13 protein-coding genes and 1 pseudogene are annotated in these 17712 nt (G+C 48.6%); 7 read left to right on the top strand and 7 right to left on the bottom strand.

Annotation, left to right across the window (positions count from 1 at the left end):
• Window positions 1-43 precede the first annotated feature (43 nt).
• Complete coding sequence (locus ATN88_RS17755) at window positions 44-1345, top strand: alpha/beta fold hydrolase (RefSeq protein WP_067418826.1); 1302 nt, start codon at window positions 44-46, stop codon at window positions 1343-1345.
• A 50-nt stretch (window positions 1346-1395) separates the two neighbouring features.
• Here the strand turns inward: ATN88_RS17755 and ATN88_RS17750 are convergent, their stop codons facing one another.
• The gene (locus ATN88_RS17750; RefSeq protein ID WP_198158405.1) at window positions 1396-1899 is read right to left on the bottom strand and encodes a hypothetical protein; all 504 of its coding nucleotides are present in this window, start codon (window positions 1897-1899) and stop codon (window positions 1396-1398) included.
• A 392-nt stretch (window positions 1900-2291) separates the two neighbouring features.
• Here ATN88_RS17750 and rarD point away from each other — a divergent pair, with 392 nt between their 5' ends.
• Window positions 2292-3191, top strand: coding sequence for an EamA family transporter RarD (gene rarD / locus ATN88_RS17745; RefSeq protein ID WP_067418822.1), 900 nt, complete (start codon window positions 2292-2294; stop codon window positions 3189-3191).
• 65 nt (window positions 3192-3256) lie between these two features.
• Here rarD and ATN88_RS17740 read toward each other — a convergent pair whose 3' ends face one another.
• The 3 genes from ATN88_RS17740 to ATN88_RS17730 form a co-directional block, all read right to left on the bottom strand.
• Window positions 3257-4192, bottom strand: coding sequence for a CorA family divalent cation transporter (locus ATN88_RS17740; RefSeq protein ID WP_067418820.1), 936 nt, complete (start codon window positions 4190-4192; stop codon window positions 3257-3259).
• A 140-nt stretch (window positions 4193-4332) separates the two neighbouring features.
• Window positions 4333-7482, bottom strand: a complete 3150-nt coding sequence (locus tag ATN88_RS17735; RefSeq protein WP_067418818.1) for an efflux RND transporter permease subunit — start codon at window positions 7480-7482, stop codon at window positions 4333-4335.
• Between the two features lie 5 nt (window positions 7483-7487).
• Window positions 7488-8609, bottom strand: coding sequence for an efflux RND transporter periplasmic adaptor subunit (locus tag ATN88_RS17730; protein ID WP_067418816.1), 1122 nt, complete (start codon window positions 8607-8609; stop codon window positions 7488-7490).
• Between the two features lie 523 nt (window positions 8610-9132).
• Here ATN88_RS17730 and ATN88_RS28350 point away from each other — a divergent pair.
• The 4 genes from ATN88_RS28350 to ATN88_RS27630 all read left to right on the top strand — a co-directional run bounded on the left by ATN88_RS28350 (window position 9133) and on the right by ATN88_RS27630 (window position 13685).
• On the top strand, window positions 9133-9783 hold the full coding sequence (locus tag ATN88_RS28350; protein WP_269748187.1) for an ABC transporter substrate-binding protein: 651 nt from the start codon (window positions 9133-9135) through the stop codon (window positions 9781-9783).
• Window positions 9726-10694, top strand: a complete 969-nt coding sequence (locus ATN88_RS17725) for an ABC transporter substrate-binding protein (protein WP_269748186.1) — start codon at window positions 9726-9728, stop codon at window positions 10692-10694. The genes ATN88_RS28350 and ATN88_RS17725 overlap by 58 nt, the downstream gene beginning before the upstream one ends.
• Before the next feature lie 85 nt (window positions 10695-10779).
• Window positions 10780-13476 carry a methyl-accepting chemotaxis protein gene (locus ATN88_RS17720; RefSeq protein WP_232313371.1) on the top strand — a complete coding sequence of 899 codons (2697 nt, stop codon included), beginning with the start codon at window positions 10780-10782 and terminating at the stop codon, window positions 13474-13476.
• A complete protein-coding gene (locus ATN88_RS27630) occupies window positions 13470-13685 on the top strand; it encodes a hypothetical protein (protein WP_232313370.1) in 216 nt (71 codons plus the stop codon). Before ATN88_RS17720 ends, ATN88_RS27630 begins: the two co-directional genes overlap by 7 nt.
• Before the next feature lie 41 nt (window positions 13686-13726).
• On the opposite strand, the pseudogene ATN88_RS17715 reads toward ATN88_RS27630, so the two are convergent.
• Window positions 13727-15090, bottom strand: a pseudogene (locus tag ATN88_RS17715) (MATE family efflux transporter).
• 96 nt (window positions 15091-15186) lie between these two features.
• Between ATN88_RS17715 and ATN88_RS17710 the strand changes: the two are divergent.
• Window positions 15187-16068 (top strand): LysR family transcriptional regulator, encoded by an 882-nt coding sequence (locus tag ATN88_RS17710; RefSeq protein WP_067418813.1) that lies wholly within the window; start codon window positions 15187-15189, stop codon window positions 16066-16068.
• Between the two features lie 29 nt (window positions 16069-16097).
• On the opposite strand, the gene ATN88_RS17705 is transcribed toward ATN88_RS17710, so the two are convergent.
• Window positions 16098-16580 (bottom strand): DUF3299 domain-containing protein, encoded by a 483-nt coding sequence (locus tag ATN88_RS17705; RefSeq protein ID WP_067418811.1) that lies wholly within the window; start codon window positions 16578-16580, stop codon window positions 16098-16100.
• Between the two features lie 2 nt (window positions 16581-16582).
• Window positions 16583-17629 carry an ABC transporter permease gene (locus ATN88_RS17700; protein WP_408607719.1) on the bottom strand — a complete coding sequence of 349 codons (1047 nt, stop codon included), beginning with the start codon at window positions 17627-17629 and terminating at the stop codon, window positions 16583-16585.
• Window positions 17630-17712 lie beyond the last annotated feature (83 nt).

The raw sequence follows: 17712 nt of genomic DNA, 5'->3' as shown, positions 1-17712 counted from the left end.
ATTCGACGGATGATTTTACGGCAACGCTTAACGGACGCCATTCATGCAAAAAGAATTTGTCAATCAAGGTGTGCTTTTTCGCCAGCACACCTTCTCGCTCCCTCTCGATTACAACTCTCCTGATGGTCGCAAAATCTCCGTTTTTGCACGAGAAGTGGTGCCTGTTGGAAAAGACAACGCCAGCCTCCCTTGGCTGGTTTATTTTCAAGGCGGGCCGGGCTTTCCGTCCCCAAGGCCTGACGCTGCTAGTGGTTGGCTAAAACGCGCTCTTCAAGATTATCGCGTTCTGCTTCTCGATCAACGCGGTACAGGTTTGAGCTCACCGCTGACATTACAGACGCTTTCACATCTGTCATCAGAAGCGCAAGCCGACTACATTGCCCATTTCCGCGCGGACAATATTGTCAATGACGCCGAAGCGATTCGCACGCAACTTGGCATTGATAAGTGGTCGATACTGGGACAAAGCTTCGGTGGCTTCTGCGCATTGACCTACTTGTCTTTCCATCCCCACGGCCTAGAGCGCGTTTTCATTACCGGTGGCGTCCCTTCTCTGACACGTCATGCTGACGATGTGTATCGTGCAACGTACCAACGAGTGCTCGACAAGAACGCGGCGTTTTTTGCGCAATTCCCAGCCGCACAGACACTGTGTGCAGACATTGCAGACTACCTACTAAACAACAACGTCCTCTTGCCAAACGGGCAACGATTTACCGTTGAACAGTTCCAACAAATCGGCATCAATTTGGGTCGAAGTGGCGCAAATGTACCGATGTATTACTTGCTGGAAGATGCGTTTGTAGAAACAGAGAGTGGTAAAACGCTGAGTCATGCGTTCTTGCTGGCCATGCTGAATGAGCAAAGCTACCAAACCAACCCAATATATGCCTTTTTGCATGAGCCGATCTACAACCAGAATGAAGCGTCAAACTGGTCAGCACATCGCATCCGCAATGCTGAATTCACTGAGTTTAATTACAGCAAAGGGACCCCGTTCCTGTTCACGGGGGAAATGGTGTACCCGTGGATGTTCGATCAGATGGAAACGCTTAAACCACTTAAAGGTGCAGCCGACATATTGGCCGAAAAACAAGACTGGGGACAGCTCTACAATGTGGATACCTTGAAGGGAAATAAGGTTCCAGTTGCTTGTGCTGTCTATGCAGAAGATATGTACGTCGAGCTCGATTACACGCGTGAAACGCTAAAGGGCATTCCAAACAGCAAAGCGTGGATCACCAATGAATACGAACATAACGGTTTGCGTGCTGACGGCGAACGCATCTTGGATACATTGATATCCATGTCTGACGAGATTGCGTTTTTACCAGCAAACCGATAAAACCCAAAAGGTCTCGGGCAGGTGCCTGAGACCTTTTCAACTGCGTATTCCTAGCTGTTGCCCACCAAAGACCACGCGTAGATTTCTTTGTTCTCAAGCATCTCAATTCTAACCAGCGACAACTTAGCGGCGCAAATTTGTGAGAGCAGTTCGCTATAAGGAATCGCTTCAATATCGAAGCAGGTCATGTAGAGCTTTTTCTTTGTTTCGACAGCCATTTCCACCAGCGTGAACAAGTCATCACTACGCAATGTATGGGCATCAATGACGGCGATAAAAGGACAATCACGGGTGGCAATTTCCTCCCACTCTTCATCCAAAATTGCAGGATTACCCCCGCTGTATGCCTTTGACGCTTTATTCACATCAATACAAGGGCTATTGTCACCGTACTGCTGAACGACAAACTCCGTTTTCCCTGAACGATGCGGCCCGATAATAATCGCCACATCATGTGACTGTAGGTGGGGCTGCATTTCATTCCAATTCATTCTTTCCCTATTCTCAAAGCTGTCTAATTGTCGTTCAATTTTCACAGACAATGCGTTTTTCACAAAGCCTTTAAGGCCCTGATTTGTGGTTTGATCATGGAAATAGCCTACTTATTCTCCATGACATTTTAACGTCACTTATTATCCAGAGAGGCAAACAAAACTCGCGTGAATGGTTCACGCTATTAAAAAGCAGTTTTCTTCTTGAAAAGCTGGTTTGTAAGGTTAGGTTGAGCGGGAGTTTTCGTTACCAAAAACAGGTTTCAATTTTGAAACATTATTGTTTAATCACAGTAAGTTATCGTTACACCATAAAAACCTAAACATCTGTTTTTACGTGTTATTTATCCGATACAAAGACAGCTTCTAATAATCGTCTGTTTATTACTTTACAATTGGCTAGTTCGCTATACAATCGCGCATCCTTAACCCCTTTTTCTCTCAGGTATTACTCGATGAATCCCGCACGTTATGGCAACGTGATGGCGGCGATCGCCTTCGTTCTTTGGGGCTCGCTACCGCTTTATTACCAATTTTTACCCGATGCTGCCATGGGTGAACTGCTGGCATTTCGCATTGCTGCGTCTGTGCCTTTTCTGATCCTGATTTTGCAACTGAGAAAGGGACATTCTCCGAACTGGAAATCATTGGTGGCGGACAAACGTTCGTTCATCTTCGCGTCAATTGCATCGGTCGCCATGTGTATTTCGTGGACCGCATTTACATGGGCAATGACCAATGATCGCGTGCTTGATGCAAGCTTGGGCTTTTTCATCAACCCACTCTTAGTGATCGCGTTGGGCGTCATTGCCTTCAAAGAAAAGTTGTCGCTGGGTCAATACGCTGCCGTCATTTTTGGTGCCTTGGGGCTCAGTTACCAAATCTGGCAATACGGCGAAGTCCCTGTTGCGGCGATGCTAATGGCAGTCTTCTTTGCGGTGTACGGATGGTGTAAGCGTTACGTGAAATACGATGCTATCTCCAGCCTTTTGGTGGAAGCCATGGTTCTGCTGCCGTTTGCTGCCGTGTATCTGTCTTACAAAATGGCGACAGGCACCAGCCAAGCCATGTCGGGCGACATGTCTACCATGCTGCTATACATAGGTTCAGCACCTATCACATTGCTACCGCTTTTCTTCTTTTCAGAAGCGGTCAAGCACGCAAAGATGTCTATGGTTGGCCTAATGCAATACATCGAACCTAGCCTGCAATTCCTGCTAGCTGTCGTAGTGTTCGGTGAAGCGTTTGATAGCGTAAAAACCGTCAGCTTCGGTCTGATTTGGCTGGGTCTGGCTATCACTATCATCGAAAGCCTAGTGAGAGTGAAACCCAAGCCGGATTTACCACAACACTAAGCCATACTTTTATCGGCCAGCATGAATGACCTCTGCTGGCCGTGTCGTTTGTATCCCTCTAACCCTCAAATAAACCGCATCCTCTTTAGCAGCAACACTTCCAGTGCCACCACGACCAAAAGCGCAATACAAAACACAGTAAATGCCAACGGGTTATTAATCCCCGGCATCCCGCCAATATTCACCCCAAGCAGCCCCGTAAAGAAACCCGCGGGCAGGAAAATGCCTGCCACCACCGAGAAAAGGTACGTGTTTCGGTTCATCACTTCCGATTGTTTTTGATTCACACTGGCTTGATAGAGATTGATTTGGTCGATGTAAAACTCAATCGATTCGTTGATGCGAGAGATGGTGTCCAGACAGTTTTTTACATGGTTTTTCTGTTGTTTCAGCACAGGTAACCGCGCGTTAATCAAGTCGTCAAACGCATAGCCCTGAGGTTTGAGATAGCGTCGCAAACGCAGCAACCGCGAATAAAGTTGATTCAACTCTTGCGCGGTAATGGTCGCGTTATCATCTAAGTCATCAATGGTGTCTTCTACTGGGTCAAGAAAGTCCGAAATTATCTGATTTACACCGTTAAACATACCGAGCAGCAAAGAAGGTAAATCTTTCGGTCCAATCCCGTTTTGCAGCTTTTCGAGCAAAGTAGACACGGCTTTGGAAGGCACCTTACGGGTGGAAATTATCGCGCCGTTAAACCAAAGAATTCGCAAACTCATCATGTCATCGGGGTCAGATCCCTCATTCATGTTGATACTGCGCAAAATAATCAGAAAACAGTCATCACTAAATTGCTCAAAGCGCGGGCGCGTGTCGTCCGCCAGCAGTGAATCGATGATAGCTTCCGGAATGTGGTTTTGCGCGAGCCACGCTTGGCCGCCGTCGCCATCTCGTTGGCAATGAAACCAATGCCCTTTTTCAATCCGCACAGGCTTGGGATCCATTTGTTTTGCCGTGCCTGATGAGAAATCCCAGCTCGTGACGATAAATTCGCTCATATTCCGCCTCCATGTCGGTCAGTCGCTATGGAAGCTAACATGGTAGAAATCCGCGAATAAATCCAATTCAAAGCCGTGACTACAGCGAAAATAAGACAAAAAAAGGTGCCCTGAGGCACCCTTTCAATCATTGACTGAAATTAGTCATCCAACTCAACCAGTTTCGTTGAGCCACCGTGGTGCTTCTCACGAAGACGCTGAATAAGCGCGAAGAAGCCAGGGATCAGGAAGGTACCGGCCAACAGTACAAACAGCAGACCACCTGTCAGCGAGATACCCAGAGAGTTCTGACTGATATGACCTGCACCGCTTGCAAAGATAAGAGGCAAGATACCCAGAATGAATGACCAAGATGTCATGTTTACCGCACGGAAGCGAAGCTTACCGCCTTCAACCGCCGCATCGTTGATCGACAGCTCTTTCTCTTCACGCTCGTACTTACCGAATTCAACGATAAGAATCGCATTCTTCGCGGCAAGTGCAATCAGAAGTACCAGACCAATCTGCGCATACAGGTTCAATGGTGTGCCCGTCATCGCGAGGGCAAGGAACGAACCTAGTGTCGCAACGGGAACCACGAGGATGATAGCCAGAGGAATACTCCAACTCTCATACTGCGCGACCATGAACAGGTAGATAAAGATCAGTGCCAAAGCAAACGCGTAGATAGCAAGGTTACCCGCTTGCTTCTCTTGGTACGCCATACCTGTCCATTCGAACTGGTAGCCTTGTGGCAGCATGTCAGCGGCGATACGTTCCATCGCAGCAATCGCATCACCCGACGAATAGCCCGGCGCTGGAGAGCCCTGAATGACGGCTGAGCGGTACATGTTGTAACGCCATGCAACATCGGGCTCAAACACCTGCTCAACATCAATCAAGGTGCTAAGTGGGATCATCTCACCCGACGTAGAGCGAACGTGGAAGCGACCTAATGAATCCAAGTCGTTTCGGTAGTCGGTATCCGCCTGAATGGTCACGCGGTAGTTCTTACCAAACAGCGAGAAATCGTTGATGTACATACCCGCCAGGTTACCCTGAAGCGTGGTAAAGATTTCTGACAGAGGAATACCCAGCTGCTTCGCTTTCTCACGATCTACGTCGATGTAGAAGTGCGGTACGTTTGCGCGGAAGGTACTGAAGGTTCGGCCAATTTCTGGCTGCTCGTTCGCCTTCATCATGATTTGCTGCATCAGCATCGCCAAATCACTGCGCGAACGTCCCAATGTATCTTCAAGTACAAACTCAAAGCCTGATGCCGCACCCATGCCCGGAACCGCTGGCGGTCCCATCGCAAACACTATCGCTTCAGGCAACTGCATTGCTGCTGCGCCGTTAATGCGGTTAGTGATCGAGAATGCATCGTGCTTGCCTTCAAGTGCTTGACGGGTTTCCCAATCCTTCAACTTGATAAACATCGACGCACCGTTTGATGCTGCCGCGCCGGTCAAGAAGGCAAAGCCATTCGCTACCGTTGCCGCTTCAACACCCGGCTCGTTTTTCACGATTTGGGTCAGCTTACGTGTGACTTCTTCCGTACGTGACAACGAGGCTGCATCTGGCAACTGAATGTTTACCAGCAGCACGCCTTTATCTTCCTGCGGAACAAAGCCCGTCGACGTGGTCTTCGCAAAGTAACCTGCTGCACCCACAGCCACCACAAACAGCGTACCGAGGATCAGCGTTTTACGTACGAGGAAACCTGCAACCGCACCGTACTTGTCAGTGACTTTCTCCAACCCACGGTTGAATACAGTAAACCAGCGAGCGTGGTTGTCTTTACCTTGTCGTAATACCAACGCACACATTGCCGGAGACAGCGTCAATGCGTTGATGGACGAGATAAGTACAGAGATACAAATAGTCAGTGCAAACTGGCGGTACATGATCCCGGTAATACCCGGCAGCATGGCAACTGGCAGGAATACCGCCAACAGAACCAATGTTGAGGTAATAATTGGACCTGTTACCTCTTTCATCGCAATCAGCGTTGCTTGGCGCGGCGTCAGCGATGGGTCCTTGGACATGTTGGTGTCCACGTTTTCGATAACGAGGATGGCATCATCCACCACGATACCGATAGCGAGGATCAGACCAAACAGGGTCACTGTATTGATAGTAAAACCTGCGGCTAACATGATGGCAAAGGTACCAATCAAGGACACAGGGATCGCAACAACAGGGATCAGGGTTGAACGGAAGCTACCCAAGAACAGGTAGGTAACTGCGATAACCAGCAATACCGCTTCAACCAACGTTTTCACAACGCCTTTGATAGATTCAGAAACGAACAGCGTGGTGTCGTAACTGGCCTCATACGCCATGCCTTCTGGGAAGCTTTCAGAAAGCTGCTCCAGACGCTCCATGATCAAACCGCCACTTTCCAATGCGTTCGCATCAGATTGCAGGTTCAGGATCACGATAGACGCCGGGCGGTCGCGGTATTTACCGTTACCTGAGTAGAATTTACGGCCTAGAGAAATGTCTGCGATGTCTTTCAGGTAAACCATGGTGCCGTCAGCGTTTGCACGAACAACCACGTTTTCAAACTCTTCCACCGAGCCAAGACGGCCTTGTGTCACCAGCTTGAAGGTCATTTCCTGAACACTGTTGAACGGCGGCGCACCGATGTCACCCGCTGCGACCTGAACGTTTTGCTCAGCCAACACAGTGCGAACATCCGATGTGGTGATGCCTAAGTTCGCCATTTTTTCTGGGTTCAACCAGACACGCATCGCGTACTCACCACCACCCACAACGTTAACCTCACTGATGCCTTTCACACGCGCCAGCTGGTCTTTAACGTTTAGGTTGATGTAGTTTACGAGAAACTGATCATCGTACTTACCTTCTGGAGAGTAGAAGTTCAGTACCATCAGCAGGTCAGGCGAACGCTTTTTCACTGTCACACCGACCTGACGCACTTCTGGCGGCAGCTTAGATTCAATCTGTGCCACACGGTTTTGTACGTTAACCTGCGCCATGTCAGGGTCGGTACCGATATCAAATGTTACGTTCAGGCTATACGAACCATCGTTCGCACTCTTTGAAGACATGTAAATCATGTTTTCAACGCCGTTCACGGACGTTTCTATCGGGTCGGCAATCGCTTGCTCAACGACTTCAGCACTCGCACCTGAGTAAATCGCCGAAACGTTTACTGATGGCGGGCTGATCCGTGGATATTCTGCCACTGGCAGGCTCATCAATGCGATGGCACCTGCTAGTGTCAGAATAATCGAAATCACCAGCGCGAATTTAGGACGCTGGATAAAGAAACGACTCAGCATCTTCGTTACGCCCCTTCACCTTGCAGGCGAACAGTCATGCCATTGCGCACACGCTGCAGGCCCTTCGTCAGAACCTGTTCGTTTTCTTCAAGACCTTCACGAACAATGATGCCCTTGTCAGTCTGCTCGCCCAGAATGATGTTGCGACGCTCAACCTTGTTACCTTCTTTCAGCACCATCACAAAATCGCCCTCAAGGTCAGTCTGCACTGACAGGCGCGGAATGATAATGCTCGGAAGCGGCTTCTTGTCTTGAACGATAACTTCAACGTACTGACCTGGCAGCAGGCGGTGATCTGGGTTCGGGAAGCTAGCACGAAGGCCAATGGTGCCCGTTTTCACGTCGATACGGTTACCGAGGTAATCAATCTTACCTACTTGGTCATAGTCGTAACCTTTACCCAAGCGTAGGTAGACTTCTACCGAGCCACCGCGACCTTTGCCGCTGCCAGATACCATGTCTGCGCCCATTTCCAAGCGTTGTTTTTCACTCATTGAGAATGATGCTTGCATAGGGTCAAGGCTAACGATCGTGGTCAGTACACCGGTTGATGGAGAAACCAAATCACCCAAGCTCGCATTGCTCTCGCTGATGCGGCCAGTAAAAGGTGCAACGATAGTGGTGTGAGACAAGTCCAACTGTGCCGCAGCTAACTGCGCATCGGCAGACTTCACGGCCGCTTCAGCTTGCAGTTTCACAGCGGTAAGACGGTCAAACTCAGATTGGCTGATACCGCCACGAGGCAACAGATCTTGCCCGCGCTCGTAGTCCAAGTTGGCGTTATGAAGGCCAGCTTCTGCTTGAGAAACCGCAGCTTGTGCACTCGCCACTTTCGCTTCGTAAAGGCCTGGGTCGATTTTATAAAGGAGTTGGCCCTGTTGAACCAATTGCCCTTCTTTGAAATAGCGCGCTTTCAGGTAACCAGACACCTGCGGCACGATACCCACATCTTCAACCGCTTCCGTTCGTCCGACAAAAGTTTGGATGGGTTGATAATCAATCAACTCAGCAGATTGCGCACTGACGAGAGGAACAAAAGCGTTATTTTGTGGTGCTGGCTCTTTTCCGCAACCAGCAACAAGAGCGGCGCTGATAAGCGCAGGAAGCATTAACTTCCGGTTGATCATGGTGTTCTCCTTCCCTAAATCACGAAGCAACGAGCTAAACGTAAAAGGAACCTAAAGGGGTAATAAAAGTTCTTTGATATTCAGCTAGCGGCAAACAGATTTGACTGCATTATCAGCAATTTGAGCAAAAATCAGGCACCCAAACCTATTTACCGCATTATCGCAGCTAGTATGCATAGGAATCCTTTCTCAAAGCTGTACAGCGTTATAAAAGCCTGCCGATTTGAAACCAATCAATAACAGTCATGAAAAGAAGCTGAACGAAATGTCTGGAGGGTAAAAACACACCACGTGGACAAGGTTTGCGCAGTCAACCTAACTGATGTTTGGAAATTAACGTATGTCATTCATTTCATAACGTTTCCAAAAATTATTTTCTGTTATCAATCAACATTATGCATACATTTCGTTTCATGTGTGAGTCATTGAGCTCAAAAATGCATCAATGCTTAACTACACTTTTGATAGTTATCTCCAGAACAAACAAACTTTTAACAAACAAACGAGTACCAAGGTAGACGATATGATGGGTGTGAAAATATTCTTTCGAATGATGCTGTCATTGCTCCTGTTCGTTCCAATGGGGACAATCGCTAAACCCGTTGAAGGGTCACATTTAAAAGTTTTTATTCCCAGCCTGCCTTATATCTATATTTCCCATTCCATCAATGCCGCACTCCTAAAGCCTGCGAATAACGAAAAAGGCTGGGAATACGACATGGCCGTGTCGCACCGGAAAATCGATGACAAGACGTACGAATTCGATCTGCGTCGAGGCGTGAAATTCCAAGACGGATCGCCATTTAATGCCGACGCCGTTTTACTGAACATGGAATATTTTAAAAAAGCTCCCTTCCTGTTCACCAAAATTGATACCGTTTTTGATTACGCGGAAAAAGTTGATGACTACACCGTCAGATTTCATTTGAAAGAAAAATATGGCCAGTTTCTAAACGACGCCATTTGGATTCAGTTCTACACCCAACCCTATCTCGAAAAGTTTGGTTGGAATGGAAAAGCGACCTGCCCTAATTTGGCTGAAGCTGGGCCTTACGGCTTGGGGCCTTACATGCTGAAAGAAGGTTACATAGAAGCGATCGCCAAACACCGAAAGCCGTGTTGGTTGCAAACCCGAATTACTGGAACCCTGAATACCCCAAAATCGAAACCGTGACTGTCTACACTGAACTCGACAGTAAAGTAGCGATTGAAATGGCATTGGACAATGACGGCCAACTCGACATCATGCCGATTCCGGTATCAGAAAAAGACAGAGTGACCAGTTCACGTTACGCAAAACTGGTTACCGCACCCTCAACCAACAACATCGCCATCCACATGAATATGCGCACGGGCAATGAAAAACTGCTCGACCAGAACGTGCGCGTTGCATTGAACAAAGCCATCGACCAACGTCGCCTGCTGAACAAATATTACGACGGCGAAGGACAGATCAGCCCCACGCTCGCCGCACCGCTCTACCCTGGCGTAGATAAAGTGGTGAAAAACCTCAAAGCCTACTCGGAAGTGCAAGATCCCAAGTCGATTCGCGATGATCTGAAGAAAACGCTAAACGGTCTCGAACTCAATGTATTTACGCAAGACCGTTTCATGCACATATGGAAAGGAATCGACCGCGACTTGCGCAAAGTGGGTGTGAAACTGAACTTCGATATCACCTCAAGCGAAAAAGAAGTGTTCGGCCAATTGCTCAGCACCAACGCGAAAAAGAACACCAAAGAGTGGGACTTGCTCGTCTGGGGCGATGATGACTGGTACTACAACCACCCTTGGTCGGCATTCTTGGTTTATAGAACGCACAACTATTGGAGCACTATTTTCCCTGATGGCCAATTGGACGGGTACATTGAAGAGATGTTCCAAGAATCTGTCGGTACGCCTCAATTTGATGCGGTATCAGAGAAGATCATGCGACACGTATACAACAGTGGGTACATGCTGTTTGTCCCAACGCCCAACAAAGTATTGGCCGTGAATAAAAATGTCAGTTATTCCCCTTACAAGATGGCAAACATGCCACTGTGGGAAATTGAAGTTTCTCCTGACCACTGGTCAGTGAAATAGAGGCCTCAGGCTCAGCACTTGTTTTTCATTTGCATGTAGGAAAGGCAATTTGCCTTTCCTCACTGCGTGACGGGAAGGGTGAACAATGTTTGGAAAACTGAAGTCAAAACTATTACTCATATTTCTATTTATCGGCGTCCTGCCGATATTAGTCGTCGGGTATTTAGCACTCAGTAAGACCAGTGGGGCTCTCCAACAACAAGCATTCGCCCAACTCGTCAGCATGCGTGAAGTAAAGAAAACCCAGATAGAGACCTACTTCAATCGCGCATTTAACGACATTCGTATTCTCTCAGGCAGTGAAGATGCAAAACAAATTCAGAAATTAATGCAGTTCTATGCCGTCGATGAAGAGATTAGCGCGGCTGACGAATTCATTACCGACACCTACGAATACGAAGAAATCTGGAACACACACGGAAGCACCCTGGTCGATTACGTTAATGTTTATGGCTACGCCGACGTTCTGATCATTCAAGCTGACACGGGCCATGTGGTTTATACCGCCAACAAGCACGGTGATTTGGGACAAAATCTCTACACCGGCGACTTACAAGACAGTCCGCTTGGTAACGTGTTTAACAAAGTGCTCGCCTCGCAAGAAACCTCGGTACAAGACTATGAACGCTATGTGGTGAAAGACAATCAGCCCGTCGCATTCATCGCAAGCCCAATTAAAGATCTCACAGGCAAGATGCTCGCGGTTGCGGTGCTGGAACTCTCCTTTGACGAGATCAATCGCATCATGCTTCAGCGAACGGGCATGCGAGAAACCGGTGAAACCTATCTCGTGGGGCCGGATTATTTAATGCGCTCAGATTCCTACCTTTCTCCCGAAACCCATTCTGTTTTGGCCTCTTTTGAGAATCCAGAAGAAGGCGAAATGATAACGAATGCATCAGTAGAAGCGCTGGCCGGACAAACCGCGTATGAGGTCATCGAAGACTACCGTGGCGTCAAAGTGCTCTCTGCTTACACACCGATTGAATTTGGCGATAACACCTGGGCGTTGATTGCCGAAATCGATGAGTCCGAAGCGTTTGACTCCATCGCTAGCCTCAAAGACTTGGTGCTTATCGTTCTCGTTGCGGGCGTGGTGATTATCTCTGTGATTGCGTTGCTCGTTACGCGCTCTGTGACTAAGCCAGTTCAAGAACTGACTGACCGATTGAGCGACGTTGCGGTTAACGGCGATTTTTCAACTCGCGTTGAAGTGAAAAGCAAAGATGAGATTGGTCAATCCGCCGATGCATTCAATACACTCATGGACAGTATGCAAGCGTCCATCGGAGAGATCCGCGTCGTCATGGAAGGCCTTGCAGAAGGCGATTTCAGCAAACGTATTGAATCGGAATATAACGGGGATTTGCTGCTGATTAAGCAGGCAACCAACACCTCATTAGAAAACATCGAAGAGTCAGAACGCATTAAAGCGGACCTTGAACATGAAGCCAAGATTCAGGCTGAAGAGAATGCCCGTGTAAGACAAGCTCTCGATAATGTTTCCACAAACACCATGATTGCGGATCGCAACTACGACATTATCTACATGAACCGGTCGTCCAAAGAACTGATGCGTGATGCGCGTGAAGACTTTGCGACCTTGGTTCCTCACTTCGACCCCGAAAATATCCTCGGGCAGAATATCGATTTCTTCCATAGAAACCCGAACCACCAACGCCACATTCTGGAGCACCTACAAGGCACTCATAACATCGAACTGCCAGTAGGCACGCGAATCATGGCTATCGCAGCCAGTGCCATCATTGATGACAATGGAGACAGAATCGGTACCGTCATCGAATGGACAGACAGAACCGCTGAGGTCGCGATTGAACGTGAGATTGATGCCGTTGTTGATGCAGCAACCCGTGGTGACTTCTCCAAACAACTTTCGCTTGAAGACAAACAAGGCTTCTTGCTTAACCTTGCGCAAGGCCTCAACTCGCTCACTGCCAACACAGACACAGCCCTTGGCGATGTGCAGCGTATACTTGCGGCAATGGCAGGCGGTGATCTGACTGAGCGTATCGAGAAGAGCTACGCAGGACGCTTTGGTCAGCTCAAAACCGACACCAACTCGACCATCGAGAAACTCACTCAGGTAATCAGTGATATTCGCCGCGCGTCAGCCACCATCGCTAACTCTTCCAATGAAATCGCGTCGGGTAACCGAGATCTCAGTCAACGTACGGAAGACCAAGCGACCTCTCTGCAAGAGACAGCAGTCAGCATGGAAAACATGACTGATACCGTTAAACAAAGCGCGGAAAATGCCGTGCTTGCGAACAAACTCAGTGAAGAAGCTCGCTCAAAAGCCCGCGAAGGCGGCAGCGTAGTTATGCGTACCATTACCGCAATGGATCAAATCAGTGGCGCAAGTAATAAGATATCCGACATTATCGGCGTTATCGATGAAATCGCCTTCCAGACCAACCTGCTCGCGTTGAATGCGGCGGTCGAAGCCGCACGTGCTGGTGAACAAGGCCGTGGCTTTGCGGTGGTAGCAGGTGAAGTACGTAGCCTTGCACAACGTTCAGCAGAGGCGGCGAAAGAAATTAAAGAGCTTATCCGTGACACCAACAAAAAGGTGGAAGACGGTGCGCAACTCGTCAGTGAGTCTGGCGATACGCTGCAAGAGATCGTCAACATGGTTGAAGAAGTCGGTATCAAAATGGCCGAAATCAGCGAAGCGGCGCAAGAACAAAGCTCAGGCATCGAGCAAGTTAACATCGCCATTGCCAGAATGGACACCATGACCCAACAAAACGCGGCTTGGTAGAACAAGCGGCGACGGCGGGTGAAAGCATGCTCTCCCAGTCTCAGGACATGAGCGTCATGATGGAATTCTTCACCGTGTCTGAATCGGCTGAAGCCATCAAATCGCCCGTGCTCAAAACGACGAAGACAGCCAAAAAAGCGGTAACGAAAAGAAGGCGTAAGGCAGAGCCGCCGCCGGAAGAAGACGACATCCAATGGGATGAATTCTAAGCAGTAAAAAGGGGAGCAAAAGCTCCCCTTTTTCATTGCGTTTATGCCGGTGCCAAGTCTGGCGACGGGGCAACCGTGCGTTGCTTAAGAATATGACGCCACATGATTGGCAGAACAATGGAAGCCAACACGACGTTCGACAACGGCATCGACATCCATACCCCAGTAACGCCATAAAGCTTTGGCAATACCGCAAGGAATGGCAGCTGAATAAACATGTTACCCAGTGAAATTGCCAGTGATGTTCCTCCCTTGCCAACAGACAAGAAGTACATCGAAGCCAAAATGATCAAGCCATCCAGATACATGGCCGACAAGTGAATGCGGATGCCAGTTGTTGCTTCTTGGATCAGCGAGTCATTGCCAGTATTGAACATACCAATGACAAAATCTGGGAACAGGTTTAGCACGGCAAGCCAGAGTACACCTGCAGCTAAAGACACCATGGTCGCCAGCTTTGCCACCTTCACAATGTTGTTGTATTGCTTTGCACCGTGATAGAAGCTCACCTGCGGTTGCATACCTTCAGCAATGCCTTCAGCCACCACGTAGTAAAGCGTCATCAAGTAACCCACAATCGCAAACGCCGCCACGCTGACGTTTGAGCCGTATTCCACAAACAGCTTATTGTGGAAAGCGACAAGCACCCCGTAGTACATGAACATCGCCAACGACGAACTGCCCAGCACCACAGTTTGTTTGGCGTCATTTACACTGCTGCGAAGCGGATGCTTGAAGATTGAGAGGTAAGAGTGCTTGGACGCAAGATACGCCAACGCCATTGCAATCGACATAAGCTGAGCAACGACGGTACCAATTGCAGCACCCTCTAGACCCCACTTAAACACGCCGATGAACACATAGTTCATCAAGATATTGGTTAATGCGCCCGCCACCATCATTGATGTTGCCACAATCGGGCTATCGTCATTTCGAATCAAAAATGGCAATGCAGATGCGGCGACGGTTGCTACCGAGCCAAAGATAAAGACATTCAGGTAATCGTTGGCAAAGCTTCAGCCAGTCCAGTTGCGCCTTGCAGATCCACCAAAGGTTTACCCAGCAAAAGAATGTACAGAGAAGCCAACGCGCCAAAGACAGCGGTCAGCAGCAACCCTGTGGTCATTGCATTGCGGGCAGCAACGATGTTTTCTTCACCGCGGTAGATGGAAATCAGGCTGCCTGCGCCCATACCAATCATCAAACCCGCGCCGCCGATGATAGAAATAACAGGCCAAGCAATGTTGATTGCTTCAAGCCCTTCTGCGCCCACAAAGTGGCCGATAAAGATACCATCGACAAGGTAATACAAGCCGTTCACAATCATCGCGGCAATCGCCGGAATCGTGAAACGCCAGAACGTTTTAGTTATTGAAGCATTGGGGTTTAAATCACTGGTGTGCATAAAATGTGTCACATAGAAAAGTCTCGCGCTATTATCTTCAGATATCAGATAGAATAAAGATTAAAATCATCCTCAAAACGGATAGGTTAGACCACTATGCAATGGACGTTAGAACAGCTAAAAGCCTTTGTGGAAGCCGCAGACAGCGGTTCATTTTCTGCCGCGGCAAGAAAATTGGGAAAGGCACAATCTCGCGTTAGCACCGCCATTGCAAATCTAGAAATTGATTTGGGCTTTGAGCTCTTTGATCGCACGGCAAAACGTCCAGTGCTGACCGAAGAAGGCAAGGAGATGCTGATTGATGCTAAAGCGATTCTTCAGCAATGTCAGCGCATGAATGCACGCGCAATGGCAGTAACCGAAGGTGACCCAGTCGCCTTTACCGTAGCAATGGATGAAGCGGTACCGATGCAGACCTTCGAGACCTTGTTTGAATCGTTGGCCGAAACGTTTCCCGACTTAAAACTCACCATTCTCAACGGCTCTCAAGATGACATCGCGACATGGGTGAAAGACGAGCGCGCTGACATAGGTTTTATCTTTCGCGTTAAACCCATGAAAGAAACCCTGGATTGGTATGACGTAACCACCATTAATCAGGTGTTGATAGCTGCCAAGGACCACCCTCTCGCCCAAATCCCGCACCCGCGGGAAGACGATTTGGTGAATTACCGTCAACTGGCGATTGTAGACAGTTTGGGTATCTCGCGCGAATTGCCTATTTCGCCAAGGTATTGGTATGTGGATAGCTACTTCTACATATCCAACATGGTGATGCGCGGTGTGGGTTGGGCATTTGTTCCCCAGCATATTGCGCAAATGGAGTGGGTGGAAGGCAGTTTAAAAGTGCTTTCCACCAGCGAGCTTTCCAGTCCACCACTGCTGACATTGAGCGCAATTAAACGAAAAGCGCGCGGATGGGATAAAGTCATGCAATGGATTGACTCCAAGCTTAATACCCTGTTCCCAGAGCCATAAAAAAAGCACCCTTTCGGGTGCTTTCTCACTTAATAATCGTCGTAGGGTTGTATCTCCAGCCCTTCCAACAAGTAACCTGCCTGTGCCAGTTCATGGGACACAGTTTGCGTTTTCAGCGTACCCACAACATAAACGACATCCCAAAGGTCTTGCACTGGCGCGCCTTTATCGAACTTCACATAAACGATTTGGTTTGGTGGCGGTGGTGGCACGTGAATACAAGCACCGAAGAATGGTACCAACAAAAACTCAGTCACCTTGTTCGCATCACCTTCCAAGGGAATAACAAAGCCCGGAATTTTCACTTCGCTGTTGTTCAGTTCAGGGCGAATATTACCGACAAGATTTTGTGCTGGCTGGTCATTGTTATGGTCAATGATTGGCATGCCTCTCTCATTGAACTGGTTGCGCTCTTTCTCTGGGATCAGGTCAAGCCAGTCCAGTGTTAACGCTTCTTCAGCGAAGGTTGCTGTTGAGAAGCACAGCATGAGAGATAAAAACCACTTCTTCATTATTAGATCCGTATAGTCATGCCATCAGAAAGTGACTGGCGATAAGCGCGAAGTGCCGGCACACAACCGACGATGAAGCCAGCAATCAAAACGATGCCGAGCAACATCCATTCGTAGCTCGTGAGTAAGCCAAAAGAAAGCTGCAACCCGTACTGACTCAGTACGAACGGCGCGGCCATTTCAACGAGTAAAAACAGTACTACGACACCCGCCACAATGCCACAAATCGTTAACAGTAATGCTTCACTGACGAGCAACAAGAAGACATGCAAAGGCCTTGCGCCAACGGCACGCAAAATGGCCATTTCTCTGCGTCGTTCATTCAAGCTGGTCAGCAAGCTTGAAAGCATGCCCAGTAAGCCCGCTACGACAACAAAACCTGACACCACAAGCAGTGCTTGTTCAGCAACGGACATCAAGCCCCAGAGCTCATGCAGTGCAATCCCCGGCATAATGGCCGTGAGCGGCTCAGCTTTGTATTCATTGATGGTTCGCTGCAAGGCAAATGTCTGAATGCGACTTTTCAGACCAACCAGAACAGCCGTTATTTGTTTGGGTTGAAGCGTACTAACGTCAATGTCTTCTGCTTTGATATTGGCACCCATGTTCGCGCCGCTTTCCCAACCAATGTGAATCGCTTCAATCGCGGGCAAGGACACATGAACACTGCGATCCACAGGGGTCCCCGTAGGCGCAAGAATACCGGTGATGACGAACGGTAAGTTGTCATGGCGACTGAATTTTCTGTCCGCCAAACCATGCGCTATCACCACTTCATCGCCCAGTTTGTAACCCAGTTTTTTGGCGACTTCTGAACCGATAACAGTGTCAAAAAGCCCTTCAAACGGTTTACCCGCAGAAAACGTTAACGGTTGTTTTTGACCATATTTGTAATGCTTAAAGTACTCGTCTGTTGTTCCAACGACCCGAAAACCACGGTGAGAGTCACCCAGAGAAATGGGAATCGACCACGCGACCGATGGGTGATTTCGGATATCTTCCGCACTTCGCCAATCAATATTGTTTGTGGCATTACCAATACGGAACACGGAATAGAGCAATAAGTTAACCTGCCCTGCCCGCGCACCGACGATGAGATCCGTTCCTGAAATGGTGTTCGCGAAGCTGTCCT

The sequence above is a fragment of the Enterovibrio coralii genome, from assembly GCF_001559595.1.
GTDB lineage: Bacteria > Pseudomonadota > Gammaproteobacteria > Enterobacterales > Vibrionaceae > Enterovibrio > Enterovibrio coralii.
Note: the sequence above shows the minus strand (reverse complement) of the source record. Positions and strands in the feature narration are given on the sequence as shown.

Bases quoted from the DNA above. Each gene is read 5' to 3' on its own strand.
- ATN88_RS17730 (WP_067418816.1), bottom strand. From the start codon at position 8,609: ATGATCAACCGGAAGTTAATGCTTCCTGCGCTTATCAGCGCCGCTCTT.
- ATN88_RS17705 (WP_067418811.1), bottom strand. From the start codon at position 16,580: ATGAAGAAGTGGTTTTTATCTCTCATGCTGTGCTTCTCAACAGCAACC.
- rarD (WP_067418822.1), top strand. From the start codon at position 2,292: ATGAATCCCGCACGTTATGGCAACGTGATGGCGGCGATCGCCTTCGTT.
- ATN88_RS17740 (WP_067418820.1), bottom strand. From the start codon at position 4,192: ATGAGCGAATTTATCGTCACGAGCTGGGATTTCTCATCAGGCACGGCA.
- ATN88_RS17710 (WP_067418813.1), top strand. From the start codon at position 15,187: ATGCAATGGACGTTAGAACAGCTAAAAGCCTTTGTGGAAGCCGCAGAC.
- ATN88_RS17755 (WP_067418826.1), top strand. From the start codon at position 44: ATGCAAAAAGAATTTGTCAATCAAGGTGTGCTTTTTCGCCAGCACACC.
- ATN88_RS17720 (WP_232313371.1), top strand. From the start codon at position 10,780: ATGTTTGGAAAACTGAAGTCAAAACTATTACTCATATTTCTATTTATC.
- ATN88_RS28350 (WP_269748187.1), top strand. From the start codon at position 9,133: ATGATGGGTGTGAAAATATTCTTTCGAATGATGCTGTCATTGCTCCTG.
- ATN88_RS17735 (WP_067418818.1), bottom strand. From the start codon at position 7,482: ATGCTGAGTCGTTTCTTTATCCAGCGTCCTAAATTCGCGCTGGTGATT.